The organism is Enterobacter cloacae, assembly GCF_011078175.1.
In the GTDB taxonomy this organism is placed as follows: Bacteria; Pseudomonadota; Gammaproteobacteria; order Enterobacterales; family Enterobacteriaceae; genus Enterobacter; species Enterobacter cloacae_Q.
This window is the reverse complement of record NZ_JAALCJ010000011.1, coordinates 82,559-102,025: the sequence shown is the minus strand read 5'-3', so window position 1 is coordinate 102,025 and position 19,467 is coordinate 82,559. Positions and strand designations below refer to the sequence as shown.

At 55.1% G+C, this 19,467-nt stretch carries 15 protein-coding genes and 5 pseudogenes; 7 read left to right on the top strand and 13 right to left on the bottom strand.

Translation table 11 applies throughout. The features are described from left to right. Positions 1-915: Tn3 family transposase (locus G6Q29_RS19915; RefSeq protein ID WP_242637232.1), on the top strand; the 915-nt coding region annotated here is incomplete at its 5' end. Positions 916-1,246: 331 nt separating this feature from the next. Here G6Q29_RS19915 and tetR(A) read toward each other — a convergent pair. Then, complete coding sequence (tetR(A), locus tag G6Q29_RS19905) at positions 1,247-1,897, bottom strand: tetracycline resistance transcriptional repressor TetR(A) (RefSeq protein ID WP_000164043.1); 651 nt, start codon at positions 1,895-1,897, stop codon at positions 1,247-1,249. A 105-nt stretch (positions 1,898-2,002) separates the two neighbouring features. Between tetR(A) and tet(A) the strand changes: the two genes are divergently transcribed. Further along, positions 2,003-3,202, top strand: a complete 1,200-nt coding sequence (tet(A), locus tag G6Q29_RS19900; RefSeq protein ID WP_000804064.1) for a tetracycline efflux MFS transporter Tet(A) — start codon at positions 2,003-2,005, stop codon at positions 3,200-3,202. 31 nt (positions 3,203-3,233) lie between these two features. Here the strand turns inward: tet(A) and G6Q29_RS19895 are convergent, their stop codons facing one another. Together G6Q29_RS19895 and G6Q29_RS19890 are read right to left on the bottom strand one after the other, a co-directional pair. Continuing rightward, positions 3,234-4,118 carry a DMT family transporter gene (locus G6Q29_RS19895; protein WP_000058717.1) on the bottom strand — a complete coding sequence of 295 codons (885 nt, stop codon included), beginning with the start codon at positions 4,116-4,118 and terminating at the stop codon, positions 3,234-3,236. A 137-nt stretch (positions 4,119-4,255) separates the two neighbouring features. Then, positions 4,256-4,648, bottom strand: a complete 393-nt coding sequence (locus G6Q29_RS19890; RefSeq protein ID WP_001351729.1) for a cysteine hydrolase family protein — start codon at positions 4,646-4,648, stop codon at positions 4,256-4,258. A gap of 3 nt (positions 4,649-4,651) precedes the next feature. Here G6Q29_RS19890 and G6Q29_RS19885 point away from each other — a divergent pair. The 3 genes and pseudogenes from G6Q29_RS19885 to G6Q29_RS19875 all read left to right on the top strand — a co-directional run. After that, a pseudogene (locus G6Q29_RS19885) lies at positions 4,652-6,403 on the top strand (Tn3-like element TnAs1 family transposase); the annotation flags it as partial. A gap of 36 nt (positions 6,404-6,439) precedes the next feature. After that, a pseudogene (locus G6Q29_RS19880) lies at positions 6,440-7,513 on the top strand (penicillin-binding transpeptidase domain-containing protein); the annotation flags it as partial. Between the two features lie 64 nt (positions 7,514-7,577). After that, positions 7,578-8,435: a class A beta-lactamase LAP-2 gene (locus G6Q29_RS19875; RefSeq protein WP_012477595.1), complete on the top strand. Its 858-nt coding sequence runs from the start codon at positions 7,578-7,580 to the stop codon at positions 8,433-8,435. Between the two features lie 48 nt (positions 8,436-8,483). Here the strand turns inward: G6Q29_RS19875 and G6Q29_RS19870 are convergent. After that, positions 8,484-9,637: pseudogene (locus tag G6Q29_RS19870) on the bottom strand (IS3 family transposase). Between the two features lie 394 nt (positions 9,638-10,031). On the opposite strand from G6Q29_RS19870, the gene G6Q29_RS19865 reads away from it, so the two are divergent. Further along, the gene (locus G6Q29_RS19865) at positions 10,032-10,688 is read left to right on the top strand and encodes a quinolone resistance pentapeptide repeat protein QnrS1 (RefSeq protein ID WP_001516695.1); all 657 of its coding nucleotides are present in this window, start codon (positions 10,032-10,034) and stop codon (positions 10,686-10,688) included. Between the two features lie 318 nt (positions 10,689-11,006). Here G6Q29_RS19865 and G6Q29_RS19860 read toward each other — a convergent pair. The 4 genes and pseudogenes from G6Q29_RS19860 to G6Q29_RS19845 form a co-directional block, all read right to left on the bottom strand. Next, a pseudogene (locus G6Q29_RS19860) lies at positions 11,007-11,435 on the bottom strand (recombinase family protein); the annotation flags it as partial. A gap of 32 nt (positions 11,436-11,467) precedes the next feature. Continuing rightward, on the bottom strand, positions 11,468-12,859 hold the full coding sequence (locus G6Q29_RS19855; protein WP_001493761.1) for an ISKra4-like element ISKpn19 family transposase: 1,392 nt from the start codon (positions 12,857-12,859) through the stop codon (positions 11,468-11,470). Between the two features lie 36 nt (positions 12,860-12,895). Beyond that, entirely contained in the window at positions 12,896-13,468 is a 573-nt protein-coding gene (locus G6Q29_RS19850; protein WP_001493762.1) for a recombinase family protein, read from the bottom strand. 136 nt (positions 13,469-13,604) lie between these two features. After that, positions 13,605-14,195, bottom strand: coding sequence for a plasmid pRiA4b ORF-3 family protein (locus tag G6Q29_RS19845; RefSeq protein WP_012477564.1), 591 nt, complete (start codon positions 14,193-14,195; stop codon positions 13,605-13,607). Between the two features lie 91 nt (positions 14,196-14,286). On the opposite strand from G6Q29_RS19845, the pseudogene G6Q29_RS21775 reads away from it, so the two are divergent. Further along, positions 14,287-14,475: pseudogene (locus G6Q29_RS21775) on the top strand (SOS response-associated peptidase); the annotation flags it as partial. On the opposite strand, the gene G6Q29_RS19840 reads toward G6Q29_RS21775, so the two are convergent. From G6Q29_RS19840 to G6Q29_RS19820, 5 genes are all read right to left on the bottom strand, one after another. Continuing rightward, positions 14,442-14,939: a thermonuclease family protein gene (locus G6Q29_RS19840; protein ID WP_022650044.1), complete on the bottom strand. Its 498-nt coding sequence runs from the start codon at positions 14,937-14,939 to the stop codon at positions 14,442-14,444. The pseudogene G6Q29_RS21775 and the gene G6Q29_RS19840 overlap by 34 nt on opposite strands. 165 nt (positions 14,940-15,104) lie before the next feature. Continuing rightward, positions 15,105-17,126 carry an acyltransferase family protein gene (locus tag G6Q29_RS19835; RefSeq protein ID WP_012477570.1) on the bottom strand — a complete coding sequence of 674 codons (2,022 nt, stop codon included), beginning with the start codon at positions 17,124-17,126 and terminating at the stop codon, positions 15,105-15,107. Positions 17,127-17,291: 165 nt separating this feature from the next. Further along, positions 17,292-17,945 (bottom strand): DUF6884 domain-containing protein, encoded by a 654-nt coding sequence (locus tag G6Q29_RS19830; protein ID WP_032635083.1) that lies wholly within the window; start codon positions 17,943-17,945, stop codon positions 17,292-17,294. Then, positions 17,942-19,162 carry a hypothetical protein gene (locus G6Q29_RS19825; protein ID WP_012477568.1) on the bottom strand — a complete coding sequence of 407 codons (1,221 nt, stop codon included), beginning with the start codon at positions 19,160-19,162 and terminating at the stop codon, positions 17,942-17,944. The genes G6Q29_RS19830 and G6Q29_RS19825 overlap by 4 nt, the downstream gene beginning before the upstream one ends. Next, positions 19,152-19,436 (bottom strand): hypothetical protein, encoded by a 285-nt coding sequence (locus G6Q29_RS19820; RefSeq protein ID WP_022650043.1) that lies wholly within the window; start codon positions 19,434-19,436, stop codon positions 19,152-19,154. Before G6Q29_RS19820 ends, G6Q29_RS19825 begins: the two co-directional genes overlap by 11 nt. Positions 19,437-19,467 lie beyond the last annotated feature (31 nt).

Below are 19,467 nucleotides of genomic sequence, written 5' to 3'. Positions count from 1 at the left end.
GTCACGCTGAAAATGCCGGCCTTTGAATGGGTTCATGTGCAGCTCCATCAGCAAAAGGGGATGATAAGTTTATCACCACCGACTATTTGCAACAGTGCCCCGTTCAGCACCCGCGTGGTGAATGTCGGCGTCCGCGATTCCACCTATGTGCTCGACGGCCTGCTGTACCACGAGTCCGACCTGCGGATCGAGGAGCACTACACCGACACGGCCGGCTTCACCGATCACGTCTTTGCCCTGATGCACCTGCTAGGCTTCCGCTTCGCGCCGCGCATCCGCGACCTCGGCGAAACCAAGCTGTACGTGCCGCAGGGCGTGCAAGCCTACCCGACGTTGCGCCCGCTGATCGGCGGCACCCTGAACATCAAGCACGTGCGTGCCCACTGGGACGACATCCTGCGCCTGGCCAGCTCGATCAAGCAGGGCACCGTCACCGCCTCGCTGATGCTGCGCAAGCTCGGCAGCTACCCGCGCCAGAACGGACTGGCCGTGGCCCTGCGCGAGCTGGGCCGGATCGAGCGCACGCTGTTCATCCTGGACTGGCTGCAAAGTGTTGAACTGCGCCGCCGCGTGCATGCCGGCCTGAACAAAGGTGAGGCGCGCAACTCGCTGGCCAGGGCGGTGTTCTTCAACCGCCTTGGGGAAATCAGGGATCGGAGCTTCGAGCAGCAGCGCTACCGGGCCAGCGGCCTCAACCTGGTGACGGCGGCTATCGTGCTGTGGAACACGGTGTACCTGGAACGCGCCACCCAGGGGTTGGTCGAGGCCGGCAAGCCGGTGGACGGCGAGCTGCTGCAATTCCTGTCGCCGCTGGGCTGGGAGCACATCAACCTAACCGGCGATTACGTCTGGCGGCAGAGCCGCAGACTGGAAGACGGGAAGTTTCGGCCCTTACGGATGCCCGGAAAACCTTAGCGTACGATTTTTTCCGAATTCTGCGGGCTCCCCTATCTCATCTGCGCAAGGCAGAACGTGAAGACGGCCGCCCTGGACCTCGCCCGCGAGCGCCAGGCGCACGAGGCCGGCGCGCGGACCCGCGCCACGGCCCACGAGCGGACGCCGCAGCAGGAGCGCCAGAAGGCCGCCAGAGAGGCCGAGCGCGGCCGTGAGGCTTGGACGCTAGGGCAGGGCATGAAAAAGCCCGTAGCGGGCTGCTACGGGCGTCTGACGCGGTGGAAAGGGGGAGGGGATGTTGTCTACATGGCTCTGCTGTAGTGAGTGGGTTGCGCTCCGGCAGCGGTCCTGATCAATCGTCACCCTTTCTCGGTCCTTCAACGTTCCTGACAACGAGCCTCCTTTTCGCCAATCCATCGACAATCACCGCGAGTCCCTGCTCGAACGCTGCGTCCGGACCGGCTTCGTCGAAGGCGTCTATCGCGGCCCGCAACAGCGGCGAGAGCGGAGCCTGTTCAACGGTGCCGCCGCGCTCGCCGGCATCGCTGTCGCCGGCCTGCTCCTCAAGCACGGCCCCAACAGTGAAGTAGCTGATTGTCATCAGCGCATTGACGGCGTCCCCGGCCGAAAAACCCGCCTCGCAGAGGAAGCGAAGCTGCGCGTCGGCCGTTTCCATCTGCGGTGCGCCCGGTCGCGTGCCGGCATGGATGCGCGCGCCATCGCGGTAGGCGAGCAGCGCCTGCCTGAAGCTGCGGGCATTCCCGATCAGAAATGAGCGCCAGTCGTCGTCGGCTCTCGGCACCGAATGCGTATGATTCTCCGCCAGCATGGCTTCGGCCAGTGCGTCGAGCAGCGCCCGCTTGTTCCTGAAGTGCCAGTAAAGCGCCGGCTGCTGAACCCCCAACCGTTCCGCCAGTTTGCGTGTCGTCAGACCGTCTACGCCGACCTCGTTCAACAGGTCCAGGGCGGCACGGATCACTGTATTCGGCTGCAACTTTGTCATGCTTGACACTTTATCACTGATAAACATAATATGTCCACCAACTTATCAGTGATAAAGAATCCGCGCGTTCAATCGGACCAGCGGAGGCTGGTCCGGAGGCCAGACGTGAAACCCAACAGACCCCTGATCGTAATTCTGAGCACTGTCGCGCTCGACGCTGTCGGCATCGGCCTGATTATGCCGGTGCTGCCGGGCCTCCTGCGCGATCTGGTTCACTCGAACGACGTCACCGCCCACTATGGCATTCTGCTGGCGCTGTATGCGTTGATGCAATTTGCCTGCGCACCTGTGCTGGGCGCGCTGTCGGATCGTTTCGGGCGGCGGCCGGTCTTGCTCGTCTCGCTGGCCGGCGCTGCTGTCGACTACGCCATCATGGCGACGGCGCCTTTCCTTTGGGTTCTCTATATCGGGCGGATCGTGGCCGGCATCACCGGGGCGACTGGGGCGGTAGCCGGCGCTTATATTGCCGATATCACTGATGGCGATGAGCGCGCGCGGCACTTCGGCTTCATGAGCGCCTGTTTCGGGTTCGGGATGGTCGCGGGACCTGTGCTCGGTGGGCTGATGGGCGGTTTCTCCCCCCACGCTCCGTTCTTCGCCGCGGCAGCCTTGAACGGCCTCAATTTCCTGACGGGCTGTTTCCTTTTGCCGGAGTCGCACAAAGGCGAACGCCGGCCGTTACGCCGGGAGGCTCTCAACCCGCTCGCTTCGTTCCGGTGGGCCCGGGGCATGACCGTCGTCGCCGCCCTGATGGCGGTCTTCTTCATCATGCAACTTGTCGGACAGGTGCCGGCCGCGCTTTGGGTCATTTTCGGCGAGGATCGCTTTCACTGGGACGCGACCACGATCGGCATTTCGCTTGCCGCATTTGGCATTCTGCATTCACTCGCCCAGGCAATGATCACCGGCCCTGTAGCCGCCCGGCTCGGCGAAAGGCGGGCACTCATGCTCGGAATGATTGCCGACGGCACAGGCTACATCCTGCTTGCCTTCGCGACACGGGGATGGATGGCGTTCCCGATCATGGTCCTGCTTGCTTCGGGTGGCATCGGAATGCCGGCGCTGCAAGCAATGTTGTCCAGGCAGGTGGATGAGGAACGTCAGGGGCAGCTGCAAGGCTCACTGGCGGCGCTCACCAGCCTGACCTCGATCGTCGGACCCCTCCTCTTCACGGCGATCTATGCGGCTTCTATAACAACGTGGAACGGGTGGGCATGGATTGCAGGCGCTGCCCTCTACTTGCTCTGCCTGCCGGCGCTGCGTCGCGGGCTTTGGAGCGGCGCAGGGCAACGAGCCGATCGCTGATCGTGGAAACGATAGGCCTATGCCATGCGGGTCAAGGCGACTTCCGGCAAGCTATACGCGCCCTAGGAGTGCGGTTGGAACGTTGGCCCAGCCAGATACTCCCGATCACGAGCAGGACGCCGATGATTTGAAGCGCACTCAGCGTCTGATCCAAGAACAACCATCCTAGCAACACGGCGGTCCCCGGGCTGAGAAAGCCCAGTAAGGAAACAACTGTAGGTTCGAGTCGCGAGATCCCCCGGAACCAAAGGAAGTAGGTTAAACCCGCTCCGATCAGGCCGAGCCACGCCAGGCCGAGAACATTGGTTCCTGTAGGCATCGGGATTGGCGGATCAAACACTAAAGCTACTGGAACGAGCAGAAGTCCTCCGGCCGCCAGTTGCCAGGCGGTAAAGGTGAGCAGAGGCACGGGAGGTTGCCACTTGCGGGTCAGCACGGTTCCGAACGCCATGGAAACCGCCCCCGCCAGGCCCGCTGCGACGCCGACAGGATCTAGCGCTGCGTTTGGTGTCAACACCAACAGCGCCACGCCCGCAGTTCCGCAAATAGCCCCCAGGACCGCCATCAATCGTATCGGGCTACCTAGCAGAGCGGCAGAGATGAACACGACCATCAGCGGCTGCACAGCGCCTACCGTCGCCGCGACCCCGCCCGGCAGGCGGTAGACCGAAATAAACAACAAGCTCCAGAATAGCGAAATATTAAGTGCGCCGAGGATGAAGATGCGCATCCACCAGATTCCCGTTGGAATCTGTCGGACGATCATCACGAGCAATAAACCCGCCGGCAACGCCCGCAGCATCGCGACCGTCATCGGTGAGAAGTTCGGCAGGTATTGGGTGGTGACAATGTAGGTGCTGCCCCAAATGGCAGGTGCTATCGCTGTGAACAATAAATCGGGCGTGCGTAATGACATGCGATTACAAGACCTCCGCTACGGCGATGGGTTTTTGAGAGTTGCAGGCGCCGCGATGACCGCACCCTGACTTGGACTGGCCCTGCCTCGCACCAATCCACCTGCGGCTATGGCCGCGATCATGCGAGGCCCGAAAATTACACGACCTGTACACGTCCGCCGAACCCGGAACGCAACAGAGCTTCGTGGGCATCCCGATCCGGGTCGTAGCAGCAGTCCTGGACCAAACGCACGTCGTAGTCCGCATCACTAGCCCAGGCGACGCTTGAAAGAACAACGCCGGTGGTGCTTATCCCGGCCATGACAAGCGTGCTTACGCCGCGCGTCCGAAGGTCGGCGTCGAGCGCCGTGCCATAAAAGACGCTGGCTCGCGGACATGCATAGAAAAGGTCGCCCCGTTCGATCGCAAGCCCTTCGACGGGCAGACCGGTGCGAAATCGTCCGCTCGGGAGATACGGTGAGATTTGGCGATTCGTCGCCGGCGGCGCATGTTCATACTCTTCGCCGAGCGAAAAGTTGGGGAACAGCACGGGCCGGCCGCGCAAGGCGTGCTGGCAGCCGTGCAGACCCTGCGTGAGATGAACGCCGACAACCTGCGCAAGGTGCCGGCCGATGCACCCACGGCCTTCATCAAGCCGCGCTGGAAGCCGCTGGTGATCACCCCGGAAGGCCTCGACCGGAAATTCTACGAAATCTGCGCCCTGTCCGAGCTGAAGAACGCCCTGCGCTCCGGCGACATCTGGGTCAAGGGCTCGCGGCAGTTCCGCGACTTCGACGACTACCTGCTGCCGGCCGAGAAGTTCGCCGCACTCAAGCGCGAGCAGGCCCTGCCCCTGGCGATCAACCCGAACAGCGACCAGTACCTGGAAGAGCGTTTGCAGCTGCTGGACGAGCAGTTGGCCACCGTCACCCGCCTGGCCAAGGACAACGAGCTGCCCGATGCCATCCTCACCGAGTCAGGGCTGAAAATCACCCCGCTGGATGCGGCGGTGCCGGATCGGGCGCAGGCGCTGATCGACCAAACCAGCCAGTTACTGCCGCGCATCAAGATCACCGAACTGCTGATGGACGTGGACGACTGGACGGGCTTCAGCCGCCACTTCACCCACTTGAAGGACGGGGCCGAGGCCAAAGACAGGACGTTGCTGCTGTCCGCAATCCTCGGTGATGCGATCAACCTCGGGCTGACCAAGATGGCCGAGTCGAGCCCCGGCCTGACCTACGCCAAGCTGTCCTGGCTGCAAGCCTGGCACATCCGCGACGAAACCTATTCGGCGGCCTTGGCCGAGCTGGTCAACCACCAGTATCGCCACGCCTTTGCCGCCCACTGGGGCGACGGCACGACCTCATCCTCCGATGGCCAGCGCTTCCGCGCGGGTGGCCGGGGCGAGAGCACCGGGCACGTCAACCCGAAGTACGGTAGCGAGCCGGGACGGCTGTTCTATACCCATATCTCCGACCAGTACGCGCCGTTCAGCACCCGCGTGGTGAATGTCGGCGTCCGCGATTCCACCTATGTGCTCGACGGCCTGCTGTACCACGAGTCCGACCTGCGGATCGAGGAGCACTACACCGACACGGCCGGCTTCACCGATCACGTCTTTGCCCTGATGCACCTGCTAGGCTTCCGCTTCGCGCCGCGCATCCGCGACCTCGGCGAAACCAAGCTGTACGTGCCGCAGGGCGTGCAAGCCTACCCGACGTTGCGCCCGCTGATCGGCGGCACCCTGAACATCAAGCACGTGCGTGCCCACTGGGACGACATCCTGCGCCTGGCCAGCTCGATCAAGCAGGGCACCGTCACCGCCTCGCTGATGCTGCGCAAGCTCGGCAGCTACCCGCGCCAGAACGGACTGGCCGTGGCCCTGCGCGAGCTGGGCCGGATCGAGCGCACGCTGTTCATCCTGGACTGGCTGCAAAGTGTTGAACTGCGCCGCCGCGTGCATGCCGGCCTGAACAAAGGTGAGGCGCGCAACTCGCTGGCCAGGGCGGTGTTCTTCAACCGCCTTGGGGAAATCAGGGATCGGAGCTTCGAGCAGCAGCGCTACCGGGCCAGCGGCCTCAACCTGGTGACGGCGGCTATCGTGCTGTGGAACACGGTGTACCTGGAACGCGCCACCCAGGGGTTGGTCGAGGCCGGCAAGCCGGTGGACGGCGAGCTGCTGCAATTCCTGTCGCCGCTGGGCTGGGAGCACATCAACCTAACCGGCGATTACGTCTGGCGGCAGAGCCGCAGACTGGAAGACGGGAAGTTTCGGCCCTTACGGATGCCCGGAAAACCTTAGCGTACGATTTTTTCCGAATTCTGCGGGCTCCCCCAGTATGACGCTCCGGAAACTGCACCGGCGATCAGGCTGAGTATTGACAGTGTGCTTCAGTATATTGTTTACAGCCGGTTAAGGGAGGGGGTCGAGCAACATCACGCCCAGTCAGGCGCTGCGGTGCTTGTCAGCGTAAACACCGGCGAAATTCTGGCTATGGCATCCTATCCGTCGTTTAATCCCAACCGTTTTTCCGGTGCCACTTCCGCTGAAATGCGTAACGTGGCGATTAATGACAGCTTTGAGCCGGGTTCAACGGTTAAACCCTTCGTCATTCTTGAAGGCCTGCGCCGCCATATTATCAGCAGCAGCACGCTTCTTGACACAAGGCCGTTCAGGGTTGACGGCCATCTTATCCGGGACGTGGGATACTGGCCGGCGCTGACGCCGACCGGCATACTTCAGAAATCCAGTGATACCGGAGTTTCACATATTGCCCTGGCGATGCCTTCGGATGCGCTGGTAAAAACGTATTCATCCTTCGGGCTGGGAAAACCGACAGGGCTGGGCCTTCCCGGTGAAAGTACTGGTTACTTTCCGTTCAGTCGCCATCGATGGGCTGATATTGAGCGCGCCACCTTCGCTTTTGGCTACGGCCTCCGGGTAACCCCGCTCCAGTTAGCCAGAGCCTATGCCACTCTCGGGGCCTGTGGCGTTTATCATCCGTTATCCGTTACACGGTTATCCGCGCCGGTGTACGGTGAGCAGGTGGCGGACCCGAAGCTTGCCGATGCTGTAATCAGAATGATGGAAAGTGATGTGTTACCCGGCGGAAGTGGCGTAAGGGCAGCTGTACCGGGCTACCGTCTGGCAATAAAAACCGGAACCGCAGAGAAGTTAGGTGCCGGTGGAAAATATGACGGGGGGCATATTACCTATACGGCAGGCGTCGCGCCGGCGAGCCGTCCTGAAGTGGCACTGGTTGTGGTTATTAACAATCCCAAAGCGGGACAGCATTTTGGTGGCTCAGTGGCGGCGCCTGTCTTCGGCCAGATTATCGGTCCGGTGCTTACCCGGCTGAAGATTGCACCGGATGCTTTACGTGCTCCGGTGGTACACCGACAGTCCGGCTGAACAGAGCCTGTTTACTCATTATTTATCTATTATTACTTAACTTAATTTTAAAAAGGATATTAATATGAAAAAGATCCGCCTTATTATAATCTCTTTACTGGCTGGAATGTGTACTCCAGCATTATCTACACCAGTCAATGTTACTGATACAATACAAAGCACAGAAGACCATATCAAAGGTCGGGTTGGTTTTACTGAAATAGACTTTTTATCCGGGAAGGTTCTGAGTAGTCATCGCCGTGAAGAACGTTTTCCTATGATGAGCACATTCAAAGTTTTGTTATGTGGAGCAATATTAGTACGTGTTGATAAAGGGCTTGAACAACTTGAACGCCGAATTACCTATAATAAGCATGACCTGGACGACTATTCTCCACTAACCAGTCAGCACATTGCAGATGGAATGACGGTTTCTGAGTTATGCAATGCTGCCATTACCACCAGTGATAACACTGCTGCAAATTTATTGCTATCAACTATTGGCGGGCCGGAGGGATTAACTCATTTTCTGCGTAGCACTGGTGATAGTTATACAAGGCTTGATCGACACGAACCCAGCCTTAATGAGGCGAAGCCTGGCGATGAGCGTGATACCACCACTCCGGCAGCGATGGCTCAAACGCTACAAAAATTGTTAAACGAAAGTGTACTTACAGAAAAATCTCGAAAAAAATTAATAAGCTGGATGCAGGAAGATAAAGTCGGCGGGCCTCTGTTCCGCTCTGTACTGCCAGCTGGCTGGATGATAGCGGATAAAACAGGAGCAGGTGATCACGGATCTCGGGGCATCGTTGCACTGTTGGGCCCCGGAGGCAAGCCATCTCGTATAGTAGTCCTGTATATTACAAATACTCATTCATCTATGAATGAACTCAACGAGCATATTGCAGGGATCGGAGATTCAGTAATTAAGAACTGGTAATATATTTACAGTGGATTTGACCCTATATATCCAGACGTTTTTGCTCTCTTACGGTTGCGATAACTTCCTGCGTATATATTCCCGTGGTGAGCGATATCCCAGTGCACTATGCGGATGATGTTCGTTGTAATGACTGAACGCCACCGCCAGATTCATCACCGCTGCCTCGCTGTCCGGTTTCGGCATGATGCTGATGTAGTCCCGTTTTATCGTCATCACGAAGCTTTCTGCTATGCCATTGCTTTCCGGGCTTCGCACTGCTGTCGTACAAGGCTCCAGTCCCAGCAACCGGGCGAACGCCGGCACTGTTGGCAACTGCCTTCCGAAGCGTTTTTCCACCGCACCCAGCATGACATCCTGCACCGTTTCTTTGTCATAGCCTCCGGTGCTCGCTGCCCAGTCAATGATCTCCCTGTCGCAGCAGTCCTGCGCGAAGGTCACCCGCAGCTTTTCGCCATTATCACAGCGGAACTCAAAGCCATCTGAGCACCAGCGCCGGTTACTTTCCGCTACTGCTACGCGCCCCTTATGGGCCCGCTTACGGCAAGGATCAGCGGGTTTACGTTCAAGAAGCAGATTATGCGTTCTCATAATGCGATACACCCGCTTTGCATTAACCACAGGCAGGCCGTCCCGCTCCGACTCCCGTCGCAGCAGCGCCCACACACGGCGATAACCATACGTCGGCAGGTCAGCCACCGCCATGTTTATCCGGGACAATACGGTGGTATCGTCAGAACGGGGCTGCCGTCTGCGATCCTGTCAGTCAGATGGCCGGTGAACCCGAATGCTCAACTGCGCACGCGACACGCCAAGACTTCTGCAAACGTCGCTTATTCGTCGTTCCCAGGCAACGAGGGCGCATGCGCAATCCATTTTTTTGCCCGGCCGAACTCCACGGCCTCTTTGAGTATCTCGGCTTCCATCGTCTTTTTGCCCAGAAGGCGCTGGAGTTCGCGAATTTGCTTATTGGCGGCAGCGAGTTCGGAGGCCGGCACCACTTCCTCGCCCGATGCAACAGCCGTCAGTGAACCGTCTTAATATTGCTTGCGCCATTTGAATATCTGGTTTGCATTGATGCCATGCAGGCGCGCGACATGAGACACGGTCATACCGGGCTCCATAGTCTGCTGAATAATGGCAATTTTTTCCTGCGGTGTACGACGCCGACGCCGCTCAGGTCCTGATAACACTTCAACCATCTTATCGTTCTGACTGGTATTAAACATAGTTCCAAGACTACCTCTTATTTTAAGAGAGTCGAAGTGTCTGGTGATCTATGGGGCCAGTCTAGCCCTCTTCCAAGTGTAGGGAGATATAGTCAAAGTTTGCTTCTCCGCCGATGAGTCCGCCCTGCGTCGGATAGTCCGATTTTTTACCGGCGAAGCACGGCTCTCCTAACCCTATCTAAAGCGAATAACTTTTTTCAACAGGGCCGCGTGCCAATGCAAGAGCGATAGGCGCTCTACGCGCCAATTTGACCACTTAAAACAGGTAAATTGAGGGGTTGTAATGTGTTGATGTAACAGGCTTTTATTTTAATGTCTTGGCATATGTATAATGGTAGTCTAGCCCTCCTTTCAACAAGGAGTACTCATGGAAACCTACAATCATACATATCGGCACCACAACTTTTCACATAAAGACTTAAGTGATCTCACCTTCACCGCTTGCACATTCATTCGCAGCGACTTTCGACGTGCTAACTTGCGTGATACGACATTCGTCAACTGCAAGTTCATTGAACAGGGTGATATCGAAGGCTGCCACTTTGATGTCGCAGATCTTCGTGATGCAAGTTTCCAACAATGCCAACTTGCGATGGCAAACTTCAGTAATGCCAATTGCTACGGTATAGAGTTCCGTGCGTGTGATTTAAAAGGTGCCAACTTTTCCCGAACAAACTTTGCCCATCAAGTGAGTAATCGTATGTACTTTTGCTCAGCATTTATTTCTGGATGTAATCTTTCCTATGCCAATATGGAGAGGGTTTGTTTAGAAAAATGTGAGTTGTTTGAAAATCGCTGGATAGGAACGAACCTAGCGGGTGCATCACTGAAAGAGTCAGACTTAAGTCGAGGTGTTTTTTCCGAAGATGTCTGGGGGCAATTTAGCCTACAGGGTGCCAATTTATGCCACGCCGAACTCGACGGTTTAGATCCCCGCAAAGTCGATACATCAGGTATCAAAATTGCAGCCTGGCAGCAAGAACTGATTCTCGAAGCACTGGGTATTGTTGTTTATCCTGACTAATTGCTTTGATGTGTGATTTTAAACGCTCAAATTTATAAAACGAATAATATTGTCAACCTTGCAATAATAGACATAGGGACAACCATGTATAAATTTTTACCCTCAGGCGTCTTCACAATAGAGCCATATAGCAGTGGGTCACTTAGTGGGCTTAATTTTTCCATTAAAGATAATATTAATATTGCTCAGTATAAAACATCATATGGTAGCCCATCTTGGCAAGTAAACATAAGGCTGCCATTTATAAGGCACTGTTGCAAAAATGTGGAGGTGATAGGGGTACTACGCCGGAACCCCAGATTTTTCCGTCCGTTCAAATTATCCACGGTTGAGCAGCTTGATCCCGTCCGCCCGCAGTTGACCAACAGGGGAAATATGCCTGTACAAAGTTTGCCGGGTTATCCCAAGTTCCTGGCATAGCGTACTGACCTTTGTTTCTGATTGTCCCATTGATGCCATTGCCAGTCGCAGTTTGACTGGCGTCATTTTATAAGGTCGGCCGCCGTTCCGCCCACGGGCTCTTGCTGATGCCAGACCTGCAGTCGTTCTTTCAGCAATCAGTTCGCGCTCAAACTCCGCCAGTGCGGCAAAGATACCGAAGACAAGCTTGCCAGCGGCCGTTGTTGTGTCGATAGTCGCCCCGTGACCGGTCAGCACTTTCAGACCGGTCCCCCTCGCGGTCAGGTCGTGCACTGTATTAATGAGATGACGAAGATCACGACCGAGGCGGTCCAGCTTCCATACGACCGAGAGCATAAAAAATATTGGGGCAGCGTGAGCTATGCTGCCATCGCTGGTCCCTTCCCGTCACTTTGAAAACCCGGATACCAGCAGACAAATTTATCCTGCAGTTCGTTATTCAAAACGGCGGTCCGGGTCTGTAACAAATAATGAGCCCCTTTTCTGCTCCACTGCATCTGCTGCTTTTTGGCCATTCGTCTGGCGATCACTTCATTGATCGTGGATTCCACAAACGCGGTTGATACCGGCTCTCCGTACCGACGCATTTCGCCGTAGTTTGGGATCATCATCTTATTATTCCGGATGTAGGTATACATTTCATCCAGATGTTTTTGCAGGGATTTCAGGCTAGGATAGCTGAGTTCAGGGTCATCGCAATACATAACGCAATTATCAATATGTTCCAGCGCAGCGACAACATTGCCATGCCAGAGATATCGTTTAATGCTTTCCAGCAGTGCCAGAACTTTACTCCCCGCCTCTGGATCTGATACCAGCAGTCCCCGGGCATATTGCATGAGCACCTTCAGCCTCATGGTGATATGAAACCAGTCCAGCACATGCGTTGACTCAGGGTACATACCGAACTGGAGGTCCCTGAGATTATCCGCGCCGTCGGACAGAAAAAATATCTGCTGGTTGGCCTGCATTCCCTGCGCTGAAAGGTGGGTCATGAGCCTGCGTTCCGGATGACAGTCATCCTTCTGAACAAAACCGAAGCGGCGGGTGTCAGCAGGCGCACCAACGGAAAAAGACTTCCCGGCAATAATTTCAAAATTACGCTTTTTGTCATCCCGATCGCGAACATAACCACCATCTATACCCACCACAAGCGGTTTTCCTGGCCTGGGCAGGTTCCCCCAGTCGCGGGGGCAGCCGGAAAGAAAACCTGAATGAGCTTCAGCCTCAGCGTCAAGACGCTGCGCCACCTGGCATAAATGATTCCTCACCGTTGAGGCATTCAGGCTGTGGCCCACCGGCAGAATATCTTTCAGCAGACGAGTCGTCATTTCATAGGAGATCATCGAGGCCCAGCGGGTTTCAATATATTTCAGTGCCGGGTGAGAATAATCGCCGGCCCAGTCGCTGAGCAAACTGACTGTCTTTGTATCACTCTCTTCACAACGGCACCGGTACACCCGAAGCCCGGATACCGGAATAACGCCAAACAGCGTCCGGTACCGTATTTTCTGTTTGCCTTTGATTCTGCGCGCAGCAAGGCAGTGAGGGCACCGGATATGGTGTTGAGTATATTCGTCTGCCTGCAGCTGGACCACCGACTGCTGGACCGTATTCAGCAACAGCTTGGATTCTGACACCGATAATCCGATGTCGTTCCGGGTCTCCCCTGATTTCTGGATTGTCATCAGTTCCTCCGTTCGACTGGAGCCTGATTCATCGGTGATGACTATCTGGAGCGTCAGTTGCATCATTGCCTCCTGCTGTGGTGGATGACTATCTCCCGGCTACTGGTTGTTCATCTGGTGACGAAGCTTATAATATGTGGAAACGCCAAGGCCCGCATGGTCGCAGGCGATCCTGAGCCTGACCCCTCTGCTTCTGAGTGCGTCAATTTCCTGGATCTTTTTGATATCGGCGCCGGGGCGCCCTGTTTTTTCACCCCGTGCTTTTTTCGCGGCGATGCCGTCGGCCTGCCTTTCCTTCAGTAAGGCTCGTTCAAACTGGCTGAATGCCGACATCATGTGCAGCTGCAGTTCCTGCATCGGATTGTTTGTGCCGGCGCTGAACGTCAGCTGCTCTTTCAGAAAAATAAGGGTAACGCCCTGGTCACGAAGCCGGGTGGTGACAGCGCACATATCCGACATATTCCGGCAAAGGCGATCGATGGAATGAACCAGAAGCGTATCACCAGGGCGTAATTGCCCCAGGAGTTCCTGTAACCCCGGGCGGTTTGTGTCCTTCGCGCTGGCATGCTCAACACAAATTTTATCAGGCTGAAAACCCGCCTTTGACAATGCCTCTTCCTGACGGGCCGTATTCTGATCGGCCGAGCTTACCCTGATGTAGGCATATTGCACGCAAAACCTCCGGAAGGTCTTTAAACATCATAGAGATTTAAAGAATAATCCATAAACACTGATTTAGGGAGGTTTATAGACATTTTTTCGGGGATCTGAGAGGCATGCTGAAAACGTATACCTTTATAGACATCAGTCAGCGACGACGGCCCAGCCAGATAACTTCAGGCTCCAGTACCGGAGATGCAAGGTCGAGCCTGCTCAGTTGCCGGTTGATTTTGTGGCGGTTGAACCTGACAGCATCCAGGTCGTCAGCAAAAGGGCGGATCTCGCCGACCGTTGTTTCATCATCCGCATTAACGATAGCTTCAAGAAACGCCAGGGTTTTATCGAACTCATCCGCAGCTGTGGCTCCGGGCATACCATGGCCGCTTATACAAAACGGCGCTTTCAGCGTAGAGTTTTCATAAATGGCCTCAACACGAATGTCATGAAGCCAGTGCTCAAAGAAATTGTATTCATAGGTAAAGCGATCGCCAGCATCAAAAGCAAAATCATCAATCACGACCCGGAACGGATTATCGACAAAACCGATGCCTCCTTCGTAGGAGATACCGTAATCTTTGCCATAAATGTGAAATTGATGGAGATGGTCGTCCCCCCAGCCCTGCACTATCTGGAAAATGAAGTGAAGCGCGGCCAGTGACGTGTCGGCAGCAATTCTCAGCCGACGCCAGACCATCGGACTGACTCCATGAACTGCTATTTTGATGACGTAGATCTTCATAGTCAGCAGGTATTGTTATGAAATGATGGTGGTTATTTTAACCCCTGTAGATGGCATCATTCGATGGCTGCCCCGAGGTTTTTCATGCTCTCGTCGTCCTCTGGTGCTGACGCCGGATGCCGCGCGCGAATGGCTACGCGAAAGTCTCAGTGGTGACGAGGCGGGCAGGACGGCCAAACAGGGGGCGGTGCCTGCTGAGGCATTCACCTGGCATCCAGTTTCCCCTGCGGTCGGCAACGTGCGGAATCAGGGGGCGTCGCTAATTGAACCTCTCTCGTGATGCTTGCTTCGCCAGCGCCAGGGTTCTGTCTGTCCAGGGACTGACCAGAGACCTGTAGCCTGACGACGGGCTTCGTCTTCCAGTGTTGCGTAGTCGCTCCGGACAGGTTTTCCGTGATACCGATATGCCCAGGCCAGTCCCTTACGGATCTGTTCGGCATTCACATCCTTCGCGCCAAGCCACACCGTGCCAAGCAGCCGGCCGTAACGATCCTCATCCTCGCCAGTGACGGTAACGATGCGCTGTGTCACCATCGATGAGAGTTCCTGTCTGGAACGCTGGCCAAAGGGTTGGTTCTTTTCAGGCGCATCGATACCGGCAAGACGAACACGCTTCAGCTGGTTCCCCTCACCAAGAATCTCAACGGTATCCCCGTCGAGCACACGAACAATCCTGCCGTTAATATCCGCACTTACCGGATAAGTCACGATGAGCAAACTAATTATGTACAGTGTCCGAAACATGTCTATATCTCTGGTTTTTTTATATATTGAGTGTCTCATTTTGAGACGGCAAAGTATATCTCGATGACGTGAATAGTGGATGTGTCTTATAGAGAAGGACTGGTGCGTTAAAAAGGGCACAATGTGCCCTTTAAGTTACCATCAGATATTATAAGTACACCATATTCACTTTAATGGATTACCAAATTCATTTAGGTACAGCTGACCGAATTTATAGGAAGCATAGTCGGTAAGATGTCCCACGTCACGATAGACAGTTACGCCATCAATATTTGTAATGCATTTACCACTAATGCACTGTATTGATTTAGGATCAATAAAGGTCAGCGTTGGGAACTCAGCCTTCATTTTACTCATCAGTTGCGTGACTTTTTCCCCGTTGGTATTTGCCGGGTTTTGCATATCACATTCATTGATGTCAAATGGGCGTCGATGAATAACATGCTGATTTATACAGTTTTGATAGTTGCGTGGCATGTTCGCAATGGTGAACATGATTATTGGCTTTGAACCAGAATCTATGATAGTACGTATGGCTGTACGTAACGCCATTTCGTATCGACTGGCTGAGAGTGCCTCACTTCGCTCATCCTCATCTTTAGTGATTAACTGGGCAGAAAAATAATTTGACCACACATGCCCTAAAATAACATAGTCATAGTGATTTGATTTTATATTATCATAATATTTCTCAGCGTTATCATGACATTCTTCATATTTGACGCCTTTATATTTCCACCAGTCATACTGATAAATTCCCGGTAATGCCAGGCACGAAGACGTGGTGAGGGAGTACATTTTTATGCCAGCATTCTTAGCCAAGACATCATAAAAACCCCAGAAATGGTTAGCATTTGAATCGCCAATCAGAAAGGCTTTCTTCGAACCTTCATGGTCGCCGAACTGACAGTCCGTAAGGTCCTGGCTTCCACTAAGGCAGCCATCCCTCGATGCGGCATTCTCGGAAGCGGAATTCAACAGCTGTAACGAGTGATTGTATTCATCGCTGAAGCGCTGTGGCAAACCATTCGTTTTCACGGTTAATGTGTAAAGGCCCGTGCAGACCGTAAGGGGGAGCAATACAAGCAGGATCATACTCTTTGCAAATGACAGCTTAACCCGGCGGAAGCGCTCTTCAATACCGTGATAGGTAAGCACTGCCAGTCCTGCAGTTATCACCAGCGCAATGCACAGTGTCTTGCCGGACAGAGTGATCTCAAGATAATTGAACGCTGCAAATATGGGCCAGTGCCAGAGGTACAGAGAATAAGAAATTTTACCTGTGTAGTTTATCGGTGCTAATTGTAAAGTTCGATTTACGAATGTGTTCTGGTTTATCAGTAATATTGCTGAGGCAAGGCAAACAAGCAGTGTCCAGCTATTTGGATATGCCTCAACTGGTATGCTTAAACCTGAAGTACAGATAAGTACAGCGATAGCTACTACTGCCAGAGGATTAGTTATCCATCTGTTGGTTATCTGAATTCTGTCCTTTAATAAAGCTACGCTTCCACCAATCAGAAACTCAAAAGCGCGCATATTTAATGAGTAGTAATGCTGACTGGACGAGTACAGGCTGATAAGAATAACAATTATTGTTGCAGTTAAGGTAAGTAACAACCAGCCATAAAGGAACGGTTTATACGCAAATTTTCTTTTAAATTTACTGACAAGCAGTGTCAAAATGGTCGCGAAAAGCGCAAAGAAAAAATACCACTGCCATTCAATTGCTAAAGACCATGTATGCAAAAGCAGGAAGTAATCAGAGTCAGGAGATGCGTATGCTGCACTAAGCTTATCAAAATACTGGTTTGATAAGAAAAGAGTGGTGTATTTGGCACTTTTTGCGAATGCGGTGTAATCGTCAGGAATGTAGCAGTATGTCGCTACAATGATGGCGCCGAGAATTGTCACCAGCAGTGCAGGCTGCAATCGCCATAATCTGCCTTTTATAAAATTAGTTAGTGAGAATGTTCCTCTTTCAATTTCACTGATGACTTTTCCGGTAATCAGGAATCCTGATATGGTGAAAAATATATCAACACCAATAAAGCCCGAAGGGAAGTACGATAATCCTGCATGGAATAATATAACAAGCAGGACAGCGGCAGCGCGGAGACCGTCTATGTCTTGCCGGTAATTTTGTACTGCATAGCTTTTAGTATGATTATCTAAAACTAAATCCATTTTATAATGGCACCTTACATTTACATATTTATGGTTATTAAGATTGTGGTCAGTCTATCGGGAAGCAGAGCACGCAATATTTCCCTGATATCTTATGATATCGTTTCTCAGCTACGTATACCAAAAATAAGTCGTGAGTGTTTGTCTTACGTCTTGCCTGGATGCTTATTTACATACGTCGTTAACAAGTAACTGAGTGGCATAGCTGATATTGAGGCCAGTCATATTCGTGTTGAGCGCATTTATCATGTCTGCACTGGTATAAATGACGCTGCCCTTCAGGATTCCCTGGTAACCTTTTGACGTCACCACAACAAGCTGTTCCGGGGTACAGAGCGCCTCCCTTCCTGCATACAGATCTGAATCGACGGCACGCAGGTACACCGGAGAGGCGGCCACCACAAACCGATCGTCAGGCCTCGACTGCATCAGCGTCCTCAGGGAAGCATACCGTCGTTCAGCAGGCGGGCAAGCTGTCAGGCTTTCCCATAGTCTGCTGTGACTAAACGGCATCGAGGAGAACGTTGCCTCATAAGGGACCACCGGGTCTGATACGTGCAGCAGCCCCAGACCCGCTGAAATCACCCACAGCTCTGCGCCGGTACGTTTTGCAGCCGCAGCAGCCCTGCTCCAGTGCTGGCCCGTATACAGTTCACCTGCTGTTATGGCAGCGCCGTCGTTCCGCGCCCTGGCCAGCCTTTCCAGCCAGACTTCATAAGCATTTCCGGCGTCGTGTTCATATGGAAAGACGGTTTGACCGGCTGTTATGGTTTTGCGGCGCGTGCAGGTGACGATGAGATTGACGTTGCCTGTGCTCATGACGGCATCCCCGCGCTGTCATCGTTCCAGACGATAACCGTGGCCAGATGGTCCGCCACCTCCTGCCCCGTGTAACCGGCCAGGATCGTCAGCGCCCTGGAGCCTGCGTCACGGGAGAGCGGACTCCGGAACCCGAATCCGTCCGTCATCAGGAGCCACTGCAGACGGTCAGTCCAGCGCTCGCCGGGTTTACGGACCGGCGAAAACACAATCTCCGTCAGTTGTTCGCGGTTGCAGTACAGCTGTCGCCGTTCCAGCTCATCCAGCAGGCTGTTCAGTTCGCGCCGGTCAGCGTCTTCCTGACTCATCTGAGCCCAGCGGATGCGGTGCAGCCGCAGCTCCTGTGCCTGTCCCGACGTGAATCCGGCCCTGGCCAGCAGGGTGTCCAGAGCGGCGCCGGAATCTTCTTCATACCCGGCAGCCGTGAGCGGGAACGCCTCCGGGCTTTCGCGCAGAACGTGCAGCAGCCGCGCCGGTGCCGGCAGCGACCGGAGGGCTTCCTCAGGGCTCACCACGGCAAGGCGAATATCCTCAGTCAGACCGGTGATCCCCTGTGCCTGAAGCGCGACGTCCAGCTGGCGGTACCAGGTGCCGGTCAGGTCTTCCGGCTCGGTACCGATCAGCGTGCCCGCCTCCGGCGTGGTGCTCTCATTGATCTGCATCCGGACCGCAATACCCGCCCCGTGGCAGGCCTGGAGCCACTGCGCCACCTGAAGGGGATCGCCCGTCATACGCGTCACCTGCCCGGCCGTGTTCCACAGCTGGAGACAGGTGGTCCCGTCGAGGCGGATGACGTAGTCGCCCCGGCACGCCAGGTGCCAGATGCCGTCCAGCTCCACCGGCCGGTCGTGAGCCTCGTCTGCCTGGCCGGGCGGGATCAGGGGCAGAACCCGGACCGTTGTCGCGCGCTGCTCCGCCAGGACGCGCGCCTGTTCGTCAGCGAGAAGCGGGGCGGCCAGCGCACGGCCGGCGTCCGTCAGCTCGACGGCCAGCTGCAGGTTCGGGGCTCGCAGGGTGCGCAGCCAGCCCGCAGCTTCCATGCGCCGGCAGGAGGCGCGGAGATTCGGCCCGTACACCGGGGCGTCCCCGCCCTGCTCCAGCACCCGCTCAATATCCCGCGTGGCCACCGGTCCCGGACGTTTCGCACCGAGGGCGGCCAGCACAATCAGCACCCGCCGCTGTAGCGGCGATGGGCGGCGGTGTTTCTCAGCGGCCATCGGCAGGCGGCTCCTGGTTTTCGAGGATCAGTCCGGCCAGAAGCCGAAGCTGTCTGCGATCCTCCTCACAGTCGCGCCCCGGCGCCCTCATTGATAATGCCAGTGAATACCAGAGCGCAATGGCGCCGCTGCAACTCCCCCTGTCAAAGGCAGCCGTGGTGGAAGAGTCATCCCGGGAAGAACTGCTGTGCCGGCTGAGCACGCGAAGGATGCTTTTGATTTCGTCAAGCAATTCGTCATAGGTGAGATTCAGTGTCGGCCCGGTACTGGACATGCTGCGCTCCTGGAATAATGAGTAACAGATT